Here is a 13,418-nt window from a genome sequence, read left to right as displayed (position 1 = left end):
GTGTGTAACCGGCTACCGCACGGAGTTCACCATCGCCCGCACGTTCTCCGGTTTCGCCTCGTCGAGGCCGACGCCCGGTGCCAGGATGAAGCCGTTTTCCCCGACTGTCTCCACGAGGTTCCGCGAGTAGTCCCGGACTGCCTCCGGGTCGGACGTGTAAAGCAGTGAGGTGGGAACGTTCCCCGCGATACAGGCCTGGTCGCCGATCGCTTCCGCCGCCATGCTCATGTCAGTGTTCTGGAAGTGCCAGACCATCGGCCCGTTCGGAAGGTCAGTGAGGCTCTCGAGGCGGTTCTCGTAGCTGCCTTCGGCGAACAGCCAGGGAACGAGCCCTTCCTCGAGGAGCGCCTCGATCACCTCCCGGAGCTGCGGCCAGTAGAACTCCTCGAACTCGTCTTGGGACATGAAGCGGTCTGCGCCCTTGTGCAGTGGAATAAACACATGCGGGTTGTTGTTCACACGCGCGGTAGTGATCCCGAGCTCGATCGCCCACGGTGTGAGACGCTCGACCGCTTCAAGCAGGGTGTCAGGCTGACGCTTCAGGTCCATCATGATCCCCCGCGTCCCGCGGAACATGTCCCCCAGCATGTCGTAGGGTGCAAGCGTGATACCCCCGACACTCTGGGGATGTCCGGACGCAACGATTTCTTCGACGGTGGCACCGACGATGCCTTCCCACTCCAGGGCCGCCTCGCCGGCCTCCTCGAGCGCGTCCAGCGCCTCCTGGACCTCGGGGAGTCCGAACGGGAGTACGAACGGGTGGACACTGGCGATCCCCAGGCTGAGCGAGATCAACTGCGGGAACTGCGCCATTCCCTCCAGTTCACCGAACGTTGCCGGCAGGTAGTTTCGGATGAGGTAATCGGTCGGATCCCTGATGAACGCGTCGTAATCCTCTGCAGTCATGCTGTCGGGTTCTTTCGCCTGATAGACCGTCTCCGGTGAGGAGCCGTCTCCCGGCCAGTCGAATCCACGATAGTCGACCGCTTCGAGAGATCGGGCCGACGGGACCAGCGGTGTCGACCACGCGAGAACGTCGAGATCGAGATCTTCGACGAAGTGCAGCAGGGCGGCGCTGAGCTGTTCACCGTCGTTCATCGCCGTCTCCGGTGTGATTCCGTGGTGAAACGCCGGGTAGAACGTGCTCAGTACGGCCACCGGAACGCGATCCGGCTCCTCACGAAGGATCGCGTCGGCGTACCGCTGGGCACGGGTTCGGTACTGCTCCCTGGCCGCCTCGTCCTCGAAGTCGATTCCCTCGCCCCCGATCCACGACTCGAGAGTGGGTTCGGGAAGCGACATCATACCACCTCCGCTTCGGCCTGCAGCCACTCTTTCGCGAGTTTGACCCCGCCGGGGGCGTCAGTTTCGAACCCGTCCGCGCGGACGTACTCCCGAACGTCGTCGGTGATCTGTCCGCCGCCGATCATCACTTTACGTCCCTCGCGGAGGCCGTCCTCTTCGAACTCCTCGATGAGTCCCGTCTCCTCGAGTGCCTCGACGGTTTCTTTCATCGAGTCGAACGCTGCGGTCAGGAATCCGCTCAGGGCGACGATATCCGGGTCGTGTTCCTCGACGGCGTCAACGAACGTCTCGACCGGGACGTCGATTCCGAGGTCGATCACGTCGAACCCGTTCAGGTCGAACATGAAGTACACCAGGTCCTTCCCGATGTCGTGGATGTCGTCTTTTACGGTCCCGAGAACTACCGTCCCGACTGTATCTTCCTCCTGTTCGGGAAGCTCTTCCTGGATGAGTCCCGAGATCTGCTCGATGATATCTCCGGCATACATCAGATCTGGGATAAAGTAGTCCTCCGCTTCATACCGGTCTCCGACGATCCTCATTCCCTTCTTGAGGTCGTCGAGGATGTCGAGGGGATCCTCGCCGGCGTCCAGCCGTTCCTCGGCTATCTGTACGGCACGCTCCTCCTCGAGTTCTGCTAAGGCGTGTACCAAATCGTCCATTGACATAATGCAATTTATATGACCAACGATCATCATATAAACACCGAAGAACGATCTCACGATATAGAAATACAGGTAATAGACTTGCCATTGTCCAACTGGAGTTTAACTATACGAGATTTTATAATCGGATGGATTCAGATTCGCATCCACTTGTTCCTCAGAGCGGTTCGATCAATTCGACGACGGAGCCGTCGGGATCCTCGAGGAACGCGGTACGGGCGCCCGCGGTGGGCTGGTATCCCGGCTCTTTTATAATCCCGTGGTGGTCGATCCGTCCGAACGCGGCGTCGACGTCGTCGACTTTCACTGCGATATGACTCGAGGTGACGCGGTCTCCTGATAAATCCTCGCGAGTGCGAACGATCAACTGTACGTCGCAATCGGCTCCCCGAGCACGTCCTCGCGGGGTTCCACGCCGAGACCGGGATCCGTCGGTGCCACGAGCGTGCCATCGTCTCCGGAGGGGGCGCCGTCGGCGGTGGTCACGTCGTTGTAGTTGTGGAAGTCGGTGGCGGCGAAACAGACGTCCGGCGGGGTGCTGTGTGCGAGATGGGCGATGGCGGTCGTTGCGATCTCGCTGCCCCAGGTGTCCTCGACGATCATCGCGATACCGAGTTCGCTACAGAGATCACGAACGGTTTTCGCCCGCGTCAGCCCGCCGACCTTCGAGATTTTGAGGTTGATCACGTCCATCGCGTCCTCCTGATGGCCCCTGATGACGGGCTGGACCCCGTCGATGATCTCGTCGAGTACGAACGGGTGGTTCGTCCGCTTCCGGACAGCTCGACACTCTTCGTAGGTCGGACACGGCTGCTCGATGTACACGTCGACGTCTTCGACGAGTTCGACCAGTCGGACCGCCTCGTGGCGGGTCAGTCCCGTGTTGCAGTCGGCGTCCAGGACGTGTTCGTCGTCGAGTTCCGCCCGTGCTGCCCGGATCCGTTCGGCGTCGATCACCGGGTCCTCGCCGACTTTGAGCTGGAACTTCCCGTATCCCTCGTCGCGATATTTCGCGACGCGTTGGGCCATCTCCGACGGCGTGCCCTGCGAGATCGCGCGATACAGTGGCGCACCATCCCCGAATCGCCCGCCCAAGAGTTCTGCAACGGGCGCTCCGGCCACCTTCCCAGAGATGTCCCAGCAGGCCATGTCGATCGCCGACTTCACGTACGGGTGACCACGGAGGCGACGATCCATTCGTTCGGCAAGGACCGCTCTCCGAGTGGGATCGGCACCGAGGACGGTGTCTGCAAGCTCTTCGATTCCCGCTCGCGCGCCGCGTGGAAACGCGGGCAGGTAGGCGGTGCCGAGAGTCGACAGCTCCCCCCAGCCGACGACCCCCTCGTCGGTGTCGAGACGGACGATCGTCGAATCGAACGCCTCGTAGGAGTTTCCGCCCGCCCAGTCGTAACTCCCCTCGGCGATCGGAAGGTCCACCTGATAGACACGAATTTCTGTGACGTTCATCTACCAGCTACCAACCCGCCGTTCGACTATAAGATTGGGGGCACGAGGTTCGTTTGCAGCGTTTTAGTATCGGCGAGTCCGGTATCGGTGCATCACGGACAGTCCCAGCAGTGCGATTGCGACCCCCCCAGCGTACCCCATTCCAGATAACGTCGAAAACGGCGATACCCCCAGCCACGCCAGTCCGATCACTCCAAGCGATAGACAGGCCAGTGTCAGGTAGTATCTACTCCAGTTCCGAACGACCTGGCCGCCATCCTCGAGATAGACGGCGAGTTCCTCGGCTTCTCCATTCAGTGCGATCCGGCCGCGATCTCGATCGTAGTCGATGACGCCCGATGCGGCAAGTTTCGGCAGATGTGTCTGATACAGCGAGATGTAAACTCGTTTGCGCTGCTCCGAGGTAACCTCGGTAACCGAAACGTCGTGTTCCCATGCCGCGATCTGGACTGCGAGATCGCCAATAGTCGTCGTCGAATCGATGTCCTCCAGATACTGAAGGACGTCACGTCGTCGACGGTTGCTCAGTAGTTGGTGGACGGCGTCCGGTGTGAGAGTTTCCTCATCGTTCGCGTTTGTGTCCGTAGGTCGGTTGTCGTTCTGCTCAGTCGACGATCGCGAGAGGGCTCCCGTAGCGAGTAATTTACCCATTAATTATCCCTGTCAAACGGAACGAAGCAGTCGACATAATGGTTTGCAGCAGCGCATTACTGTAACCAAAAAGACAGTAGTGTCGTACTGTTTTCGCACAGTTACTCTGCGATCGTTTACTGCGATCGCTCACTGATCGACTGCCTTGTCAGGGTAACGACCTCGACTGCCTCGTTCACCGTGACCCGGAGTTCTTCGGAGTCGACCGGGATTTTGATGCGGATCCGCAAGGGCTCTGTCTCGAGCAGTTCACACTCCACGTTGCTGATGAACGGTGCGTTTCGCCAGGTCAGTTTACTGAACGGCACCGTCTCCTCGAGACCGTGTTCGTAGTAGAACGCGACCACCCCCGGGTGGTTCAGTATCTCGAACCAGATCATGCACCGGCGGGTGTACTCGCAGTGTCCACACGAATAGTCGGCCCAGATGGGGTTGCGAAAGCCGCATGCGCCACAGACGCCCCGATCGCCGGAATCGTGATCGTGGCAGATGTCGATCGTCGTCTCGACCCGGCCTGCACACTCCGGACAGACCCCGCTCATCATGGGCGTTACCTTGGCGTCGTAAAACGCGTGTGCGGCCTCGATAATCTCCTCGGGGGTCCGATCCTGGATCCCCGCTGGCGGGAACGCGAACCGCATATACGTCCCCTCCGGGTACTCCTCGCCACCGATCCCCGGACACTCCGTACAGCGAACCAGAACCCGCTCGTCCACGTACTGCAGTTCGACGGGTGCCCCGCAGTACGGACACTTGGAATCACAGACGTCGGAGTCGATCCGCGGCTTTCGGTTGATGGTTCCCGCAAGGACGGCCCGAATCACCTGTTTTCCCGCTTCCCGGAGTTCGTACCCCTGCTCGGTCTTCCGCACGAACTGTCCGGTGAGCTTCGAGAGGTGGTAGTTGAAGTTCCCGGGATCGTCGTGGCCGACTTCCTGTCGAAGTGCCCCGAACCGGATCGGCGTGTCACACGTCCTCCAGAGCGTCTGCAATATCGCGATTCTGGTTTCGTCCCCAAGGATCGCGAACGCCTCCTCCGGCGTCAGTTCCTTTGACGCCTCGGATTCCGTGGAGACCATACCGAGTAATAGATTCATACAATAAATTCTTTTTGGTTTACACGACACTCAACCGAGAATAGCCGCCAAGCGTCGCGCTGAAGGAGAGTCCCGTCCCGGCGAGCACGGATCGTCGGTGCATCACTCACTGCTACTGTCGGAGCGTACTCATGAATCCGTTCTCGGTGGATATGACGGTTCAGTGGAATTTACTACGAATGCCCCGGGCTGTACGTCGGCGTTGTCACCGACCAACCGAAGGAGCTGCATCCCGCGCTGTACTTCGGATGCGCTCCACTGCTCGACGGCTTCGAGACGGGTTCGTGTTCGTCGCCGACCAGCTCTCGACGCTTCTGGGGACGTTTTTCGTCTCCGTCTTGGATCCCGGGATCTCTCGCCGGGCTCCACCTGTTCAACGGCCTCGCGTGGCTGACTGGAAGGGGCACAAGGAGCTTGCTCGGGCCGACGTGCGATTTCTCGGCGTTTTTCGTGCGGGAGTGACCGATCTCGATTGACAGTGCTTCGAGAGTCAGATCCACTCTCGGGCCTTCAGGCGGGCCGTCAGCTGGATCGTTTTGCGCAGCCCTCGACGGATCAACCCGCCGGAGTTGGGTATCCCCTCGCCGTCGTCGTAATCGAGACCCCGGATCACGACCACGGGGATGCGCTCGTCGGCCTGGCCGAACAAGAGTGCAGAACCCGCAGTGAGCTCGTCCGCGATGAGATCGAGTCCACCGATCTTGGGTTCGCCGTACAGGTCCGTCCGACCGAAGTTACTGTCGACCGCATCGATACCGGAACAGCCCACGGCGAGATCCATCGTTCCCGCGCCCATGATCTCCGAATCCGCAAGCAGGACGGCCAGGTCGACCCCGGTCTGTGTTTCGAGTTCTTCCCTGATCCGCCTCGCGCTTTCGTCCGGGTCCTCGGGAAGCACCGTCATCATCCCCTCCGGGGAGTTCGACCAGTCGACACCCGCGTTCGTACAGATCCGGCCGTTACGATCGGTCACGAGCACGGAGGGCATCTTCTCGATTGCCTCCTCGGCCGCCTCCCGATCGACGGCACGTTCGAGGATCAGCTCCTCGCCGATGTCCGCCACCGGAATAGCCCCGAGAACCTCGCTTTCCTCGTAGATGACGGCGACCTCCCTGGGATCGAGACCGGTGACGTCGCCGACCCGCTCGTCGCGGTCGGTCACCGCCACCTCGTCGGCGTCCACCAGCCGGTTTTCGGCGGTCGAGACGACCTTCGACGTGATCGCGACCACGTCCCCGTCCTGCAAGGGGTACTCATCGCCGGTCGTCTCGAGGATCGCTTCCACGAGGTCTTCACCCGGTTCGATCCTCCCGATATCGAGCCCCCGAAACGTGAGTTCCGACATACAGGTGACTTTACGTTCGTGTTCTGATCAAGTTGACACCTACAATCGCGTGTTTTTAAGAGTTCGTCACTTCGATACGAACCGATCGGGACCGCTCAAAAACCGGTCCACTGTCGCACCCTCCCCGCCAGACCAGACGGAACAGGGGACATGGGGCCGCGTTGTCCGGAGTCGTCGGATACTTGGCTCCCGAGAGCCAGCGACGGATGTGTCGACGAACGCGGACGCGGACGACCGGAACGTCTTCGAGGTGTACCGGGATCGGGTCGACCGTCCGATTACCCGGCTGTTCCGCGAGTACGGTACCGCCGAGTGGCCGTACCTCGCGGTCGGGATGACCGCAAACGTGATCGCCCGACTGGCGAGCCTGGTGCCGCCGCTGGTGCTGGGCGTGGCGATCGACGCGGTCTTCACCGGCGAGGGCGAGTTCTCGCTCCCGATCGTCCCGGACGCGTGGCTTCCGGCGGATCAGGCCGGCCAGTTCTGGCTCTCGGTCGGGCTCATCGTCGGCGGCTTCCTCGTCACGGCGGTGTTCACCTGGATCTACGGGGTCGCAGCAAACTACTTCGCCCACCGGGTGATGCACGCCGTCCGGACGGACTCGTTCGCGAAGATGCAGCAACTCGATATGACGTTCTTCGACGACAAGCAGACGGGTGAGGTAATGAGCGTCCTCAACAACGACGCCACCAACCTCGAGCGGTTCCTCGACAACGCGCTACAAAACTCCGCCCGCCTCGGCGTGATGGTGCTCGGGATCGCCGCCGTGCTCTTTTATTTGAACTGGCAGCTCGCGATCGTCACGCTGATCGCGATCCCGCTCATGGTTCTGTTCACCGTTTGGTTCATCCGCGCGATCGAGCCGCGGTATGTGAAACAACGCGCCGCGGTGGGCGATCTGAACACTGTGCTCGAAAACGCCCTGTCGGGCGTCGAACTCGTCAAAACGAGCAACACGGAGGCGTACGAGACGGAGCGCGTGCGTCGGGCCTCTTTCGAGTACTTCCGGCGAACGATCTCGATTCTCAAGCTCAACTACCTCTACCGCCCCGGAATGGAACTGCTCGCGGGGGTGGCGTTCGCGGCGACGTTCCTCGTCGGCGGTATCTGGCTGTTCGCCGGTCCGCCCGGACCGTTCACGCTTCCGCTTTCGGTCGGGGCGTTCGTCACGTTCGTCTTTCTCACCCAGCAGTTCGTCGCCCCGCTCGCGGAGGTCTCGAACATCGTCGACCAGTACGAGAACGCGAAGGCGTCCGCAGAGCGCGTGTTCGGCCTCCAGGACGTCCCGATTCGGATCACCGACGCCCCGAACGCAATCACCCTCGACGTGCAGGGCCGGGTCGCATACGAGGGCGTCTCCTTCGCCTACGTCGAAAACGCGCTTCAAGACCCAGCCGACGCCGGCGAGTACGTGCTTTCGGACGTTTCCTTCGAGGCAGAACCCGGCGAGACGGTGGCGTTCGTCGGTCCGACCGGCGCCGGCAAGTCCACGCTCCTGAAACTCCTCCTCCGGCTGTACGAACCCACCGAAGGATCGATCCGCGTCGACGGCCACGACATCCGCGACGTGGAAGTCGAGAGCCTCCGAAACGCGATCGGGTACGTCTCACAGGACACGACCCTCTTCGACGGGACGATCGCCGAGAACATCCGCTACGGTCGCTACGAGGGATCGATCGAGGTCGGCGCCGATCCCGAGGAAACCGAAGGCGGACTCCGCCGTCGGCTCGTCGACGCCGGCGGCGACAGTGGGGGCGACGTGGACGCCGGCGGCGTGAAGCGCCGGATCGATCGAGATCGGGTGGTTCCGGACCCGGAGGCGGTTCGCGATCAGGTGACCGAGGCCGCGAAGGCCGCCGAGGCCCACGAGTTCATCGCCTCGCTGCCGGAGGGGTACGATACCCGCGTTGGCGAGCGGGGCGTGAAGCTCTCGGGTGGCCAGCGACAGCGCATCGCCATCGCCCGGACAGTGCTCCAGGATCCCGAGATCCTGATCCTCGACGAGGCAACGTCCGCCGTCGACACGGAGACGGAGATGCTGATCCAACGGTCGCTGAACCGTCTCGCGGCGGATCGGACGACGTTCGCCATCGCCCACCGGCTCTCGACGATCAAAGACGCCGACCGGATCCTGGTGCTGGAGGGCGGCGCGGTCGTCGAGCGGGGCACTCACGGGGAGTTGCTCGCCCGCGATGGACTGTACGCGAAGCTGTGGGGCGTCCAGGCCGGCGAAATCGAGTCGCTTCCCGAGGAGTTCATCGAGGCCGCACGCGAACGCGCGAACGAACGGGGCATCGAACCGGAGTTCATCGACGACTGAGCAGATCGTCTCGGAACTGGTCGATGTCATCGATGACACTGGATTTACCGCAACCGTTTTTCGACTACAACGATTCCATTACGCTCACCCGCAAAATTGACCAATGCACCGTCGGAAATTTCTGAGAACGACTAGTCTCGTAGGCATTACAGGGGCCACTGGCTGCCTCGAACGTACTGACGACAGACAGCGTCTCCCATTTCGGCTCGGAGAGAACACCTTCGAACGACAGGTCAGCAACCAGTTCGAGGAGTTCCGTATTCGAGGTGTCAACATGGGGATGGCGAAACCCGGTTCGTTCCCCGGTCATGCTGCGATATCACGCGAAGAGTACGACCGCTGGATCGCCGCAATCGGCGAGATGAATGCAAACGCCATCAGAATCTACACCATCCACCCACCTGCTTTCTACGACGCACTTGCCGCCTACAATCGCACTGCAGATACGCCGATATACCTCTTTCAAGGGACATGGATCGGTGAAGAACAGCTCATCGAGGCCGGCGATGTTACGAAGCTTACGGGGCCGTTCCATCGGGAACTCGAACGAACCGTCGATGTGATACACGGCCAGACGACGCTTCCGGAACGCCCCGGCCATGCGAGTGGCGAGTTCACGTCCGACGTCAGCGACTATCTCCTCGGATACATCATCGGGATCGAGTGGCCACCGAGAGTCGTGATCGAAACAAACGAGCGTGCCCCTGCCGGCGAATACAGCGGCCAATACGTCAGCTCGGAGGGCGGGTCACCGTTCGAACGGTGGCTCGCTGAAAGTCTCGATAGCGTCGTCGAGCACAGCCAGACTGAATACGGTACACAGCGGCCAGTCGCGTTCACGAATTGGGTCACGACGGATCCGCTCGACCATCCGTACGAGCCGTTCAGGTACGAGGATGCAGTCTCGCTCGACCCGGATGTCGTCGTTTCGACGGACGCTTTCGACGCCGGGGTATTCGCCGCCTATCACGTGTATCCGTACTATCCGGATTTCCTGAATCATACGCCGGAGTACGTCAACTACATCGATCATCGTGGCGAGCCCAACAGCTATGCCGGATACCTCAATGATCTGAGTGAGGCTACCGACCATCCGCTACTCGTCGCAGAGTTCGGCGTCCCCGCATCGCGAGGGATCGCGCACAAACACGTACACGGACGCGACCAGGGTCGTCATACTGAGCGTGAACAGGGGCAAATCGTCGCCGAGATGTACGAAGACATCATCGCGGCCGATACGGCAGGCGGCCTCGTGTTCGCGTGGCAAGACGAGTGGTTCAAGCGTACCTGGAATCTGGCTCCGTTTTCTAACCCCTCACGACGACCCTACTGGTCGAACGCACAGACCCCCGAACAGCGATTCGGACTGTTGTCGTTCGATTCCGCCGATCGGATCCGTCTCGACGGATCACAGGGAGATTGGACCGATGCAGATCGAATCGAGCCGAGGTCACAACCGACCAGACTCGAAGACGGCGCAGATGCCCAGCGAACACTGACTGGGTTGGCAATCACTCACGATGCGGCGTACCTGTCGCTCCGGCTCGAATTCGAGTCGCTCCCGGAACCGGTCGATTGGTCTCGAATGAATGCGATTATTGCGCTCGGACATACTGGACGTGGGAGTACTCGACTGCCGTTTGCCACGAGTACCACGGTCTCACCGACGGACTTTCTCGTCCGTCTCAACGGTCCGGAGGGTTCCCGTGTCCGTGTGGACGCGTATTACGACAAGTTCGCCAGAGAGTACGGTGAGCAAGCAGGACTCGACCTTTCAGAGTATCGCGAACCTGATTCAGGACGATTTACACCATGTAGAATGACCATTAACCGAGGCTACACTGTCCCGCCCACTGGGGAGGAAGTTCCCTTCGAAGCGGTCGAAACGGGTCAATTACGCTTCGGGAATGGAAACCCGGATGCAGCCACATACGATTCGCTTGCTGACGTGTACGTGGCGACCGAGGCTGATGCAATCGAGATCCGGTTGCCGTGGCTGCTGTTGAACATTGCCGATCCGTCGAGCCGCCTTGCGTTGGCAAACCTCTGGGATGGGTCGGTAGACCAGTACGAGCCGTTCGAATCGATTTCGGTCGCCGCAGGAACGTATGCCCCGAATACTGACAGGCAGGCTCGATCGATCCCGGGCCAAACGAATCTTTCCCACGCGGTCCCGGCCGTAACGGATGGCGAGCTCATAACGGAAGCATACACGTGGGAGCCCTGGACCCAACCGACTTACGAGGAACGACGAAAAGAATCATACTGGACGATTCAGGAACTGTTCTCCCAGTAGTAGCTGGAGTATCGAACTCTCCTGTCTGGTTCCGATGGAATGGCCACCACAGTCTTCGCCAGGGAACGAACTACTCCCGATACGTTTCGACTTTCAGTTCGACGATAGCAGCGAGACGGTTGTCACCTCCCCGTTCACGGCGAGGAGGGCTCACGATCGGGCCGCCACCGGCCACCGATATCGTCACGCGGATAGTCCTGATATGTGCCATTGACGAACGTCGTGACACGGCCATCTTCTTCGCTGAGTGTGATTGCCCACAGGACGTTCTTGCGAAGCGACGTCTCCAGTGCGCTCATGTGTTTGGTCCCCATCCAGTCTGGGTATTCGATCTCCGCAACAGCTGGGATCTCTTCCCGGCTGGGGCTCCGAACCCGGACCATTTGCTTTTGAATCGTTCCGTCCCCGGTCACGATGACAGCGCCATCCCGGCTGAATGCGACATCCCGAGCGACTCGTGTGAACGTCTCCGAGGAGTCGAAAACGACATTACATCGATCAGTCGGCCACGTATTCTCTCCCAGTGGGTCGGTATAGGCCTCGAAATCGGTTTCGGCTACGACGAGAAAGTAGAGGCTGGGGCCACTCACGTACTGTTCGTCCCACTTGTCGAATTCCAGACTCAATGTCTCGGCAACATATCTGATCCGATCCATGAGATTCTGGCTGGTCGCGTACTTGTTCAAAACCCGGTCGAGTTCTTCCATTGGAGTCTCCTTACACTAGTCGCCGGACGTGGTTAAACTCTATTCCGATCGGAGTCCATTGACTGATTTTCAAGTTCAAGTAGTCATAACGGATTACGCTCATCTCGACAATCCGTATCCTCCAACTTCTGATCGAATGATGACTGTATGTTCGCAGTGACATGTACTATCCGCGCGAGCGAAGCGAGCGGGGTTCACCGGACGCGAGACCGGAGGTCGAGGGTCCGGCTTTTTGGTCCAGCTTTTTCGAGGAGTGGTGACCGAGCGGAGCGAGGTCATCCGACGCAGAAAACGGTGGGATGGACTCGCCGGGATTTTCACCATGGGCCCATCTCCCAGCCTCGGTCGTTCGGCCTTCGGCCTCACAAGACCTCGGCGTGGTCAGGCCGCCGTGGCTCAAACGTACCGCGGCTCGTCCATTCGCTCGCGCCTTCGGCGCTCGCAGACCGCGCAGCTCAGCCACCGTTGCTCGTACCTCCGTTTCCTGGTTCCGGTTACAAGGAGACAACGCATGCTGGAACCAACAACCCCAGAAGAAGCAGTTGAACTGTACCTGAAAGACCGGAAAGACGATGTCGCCCACTCGACCCACAACCGCCATCGCGAGCGGCTCAAGCGATTCCTTGAATGGTGTGACGAGACCGGATTCGAGAACATGAACGATATCTCCGGCAAGAAGCTGATGGAGTACAAACAGTGGCGCAAGGACGACGGGCTGGCCAACGTGACCCTCAAGAACCAGCTCTGGACACTGCGCGTCTCCCTCCAGTTCTGCGAAAGCATCGAAGCCGCCCCGAAGCGTGTCAACGAGAGGGTGAGGATGCCAGACATAGACGTCGGTGAAGACACGCGGGACGACCTTGTCACTTCCAAGGAGGCGGAACGGATCCTTGAATACTGCGAGAAGTACGAGTACGCAACCCCCAGGCACGTCACGTTCTATCTCCTGTGGCATACAGGGATTCAATCAGGGACCGCCAGGGCTCTTGACGTCAGAGACTACAACTCGGCCGAACAGTACCTTGACGTCTCGTACCAACCGGAACAGGGCACTCCGCTCAAGAACAAAGAACGTGGTGAGCGCCAGATCACCCTGAAAAGCGGACTCTGTGAGGTGCTCGATGACTACCTCGATATGCACCATCCGATGGAAGAGGATGAATACGACCGTATGCCATTGTTGGGAACGACTCACGGCCGACCCCACAAGACGACTATCCAGTACAAGATCTACACCCTCCCCCGTCCCTGTCACTATGCGAATGAGTGTCCGCACGACCGAGATCCCAACGAGTGCGAGGCGAACAGTCACAACGGCGCAAGTCAGTGTCCAAGCTCGGTGAGCCCGCACGCAGTCCGTCGTGGCTCGATCATCCCCTCGTCTTCTAACTTGCCGAGTACGTCGTAGATGTAGCTCTGGGTGTAGTCGATGTCGTTGTCTTTGTCGCTCGCAATGTCGTAACCCGTGATTGGTTCGTTATCGTGGATGTAGTCAAGAACTTGGACCTTCCGCTCGTCGACGAGTGCCATCACTTCACGATTACAGAGGGGTCTGGAAAGCCGAT

11 protein-coding genes and 1 pseudogene are annotated in these 13,418 nt (G+C 60.2%); 3 read left to right on the top strand and 9 right to left on the bottom strand.

Annotation, left to right across the window (positions count from 1 at the left end; translation table 11 throughout):
- Nucleotides 1–12: 12 nt before the first annotated feature.
- The 7 genes and pseudogenes from AArcSl_RS12445 to AArcSl_RS12410 form a co-directional block, all read right to left on the bottom strand.
- The gene (locus tag AArcSl_RS12445) at nucleotides 13–1,305 is read right to left on the bottom strand and encodes a uroporphyrinogen decarboxylase family protein (RefSeq protein ID WP_119819757.1); all 1,293 of its coding nucleotides are present in this window, start codon (nucleotides 1,303–1,305) and stop codon (nucleotides 13–15) included.
- Entirely contained in the window at nucleotides 1,302–1,973 is a 672-nt protein-coding gene (locus AArcSl_RS12440) for a cobalamin B12-binding domain-containing protein (protein ID WP_119819754.1), read from the bottom strand. Before AArcSl_RS12440 ends, AArcSl_RS12445 begins: the two co-directional genes overlap by 4 nt.
- Nucleotides 1,974–2,127: 154 nt before the next feature.
- A pseudogene (locus AArcSl_RS12435) lies at nucleotides 2,128–2,286 on the bottom strand (VOC family protein); the annotation flags it as partial.
- 47 nt (nucleotides 2,287–2,333) lie between these two features.
- Complete coding sequence (locus AArcSl_RS12430) at nucleotides 2,334–3,437, bottom strand: cis-3-hydroxy-L-proline dehydratase (RefSeq protein WP_119819748.1); 1,104 nt, start codon at nucleotides 3,435–3,437, stop codon at nucleotides 2,334–2,336.
- A 63-nt stretch (nucleotides 3,438–3,500) separates the two neighbouring features.
- On the bottom strand, nucleotides 3,501–4,088 hold the full coding sequence (locus AArcSl_RS12425; RefSeq protein ID WP_119819745.1) for a DUF7344 domain-containing protein: 588 nt from the start codon (nucleotides 4,086–4,088) through the stop codon (nucleotides 3,501–3,503).
- Nucleotides 4,089–4,204: 116 nt separating this feature from the next.
- Complete coding sequence (locus tag AArcSl_RS12420; protein ID WP_119819742.1) at nucleotides 4,205–5,167, bottom strand: DUF7351 domain-containing protein; 963 nt, start codon at nucleotides 5,165–5,167, stop codon at nucleotides 4,205–4,207.
- Nucleotides 5,168–5,675: 508 nt separating this feature from the next.
- Nucleotides 5,676–6,530 carry a coenzyme F420-0:L-glutamate ligase gene (locus AArcSl_RS12410; protein WP_119819734.1) on the bottom strand — a complete coding sequence of 285 codons (855 nt, stop codon included), beginning with the start codon at nucleotides 6,528–6,530 and terminating at the stop codon, nucleotides 5,676–5,678.
- Between the two features lie 208 nt (nucleotides 6,531–6,738).
- On the opposite strand from AArcSl_RS12410, the gene AArcSl_RS12405 reads away from it, so the two are divergent.
- Nucleotides 6,739–8,850, top strand: a complete 2,112-nt coding sequence (locus tag AArcSl_RS12405) for an ABC transporter ATP-binding protein (protein ID WP_119819731.1) — start codon at nucleotides 6,739–6,741, stop codon at nucleotides 8,848–8,850.
- Between the two features lie 103 nt (nucleotides 8,851–8,953).
- Nucleotides 8,954–11,146 carry a hypothetical protein gene (locus AArcSl_RS12400; protein ID WP_394337303.1) on the top strand — a complete coding sequence of 731 codons (2,193 nt, stop codon included), beginning with the start codon at nucleotides 8,954–8,956 and terminating at the stop codon, nucleotides 11,144–11,146.
- Between the two features lie 134 nt (nucleotides 11,147–11,280).
- Here AArcSl_RS12400 and AArcSl_RS12395 read toward each other — a convergent pair whose 3' ends face one another.
- Nucleotides 11,281–11,853 (bottom strand): diadenylate cyclase, encoded by a 573-nt coding sequence (locus tag AArcSl_RS12395; protein ID WP_119819728.1) that lies wholly within the window; start codon nucleotides 11,851–11,853, stop codon nucleotides 11,281–11,283.
- Nucleotides 11,854–12,364: 511 nt separating this feature from the next.
- On the opposite strand from AArcSl_RS12395, the gene AArcSl_RS12390 reads away from it, so the two are divergent.
- The gene (locus AArcSl_RS12390) at nucleotides 12,365–13,261 is read left to right on the top strand and encodes a tyrosine-type recombinase/integrase (protein WP_161945960.1); all 897 of its coding nucleotides are present in this window, start codon (nucleotides 12,365–12,367) and stop codon (nucleotides 13,259–13,261) included.
- Here AArcSl_RS12390 and AArcSl_RS17805 read toward each other — a convergent pair.
- On the bottom strand, nucleotides 13,177–13,383 hold the full coding sequence (locus AArcSl_RS17805) for a hypothetical protein (protein ID WP_394337302.1): 207 nt from the start codon (nucleotides 13,381–13,383) through the stop codon (nucleotides 13,177–13,179). The two genes, AArcSl_RS12390 and AArcSl_RS17805, sit on opposite strands and share 85 nt — an antisense overlap.
- Nucleotides 13,384–13,418: the final 35 nt, after the last annotated feature.

Source organism: Halalkaliarchaeum desulfuricum (assembly GCF_002952775.1).
GTDB classification, from domain to species: domain Archaea; phylum Halobacteriota; class Halobacteria; order Halobacteriales; family Haloferacaceae; genus Halalkaliarchaeum; species Halalkaliarchaeum desulfuricum.
Note: the sequence above shows the minus strand (reverse complement) of the source record. Positions and strands in the feature narration are given on the sequence as shown.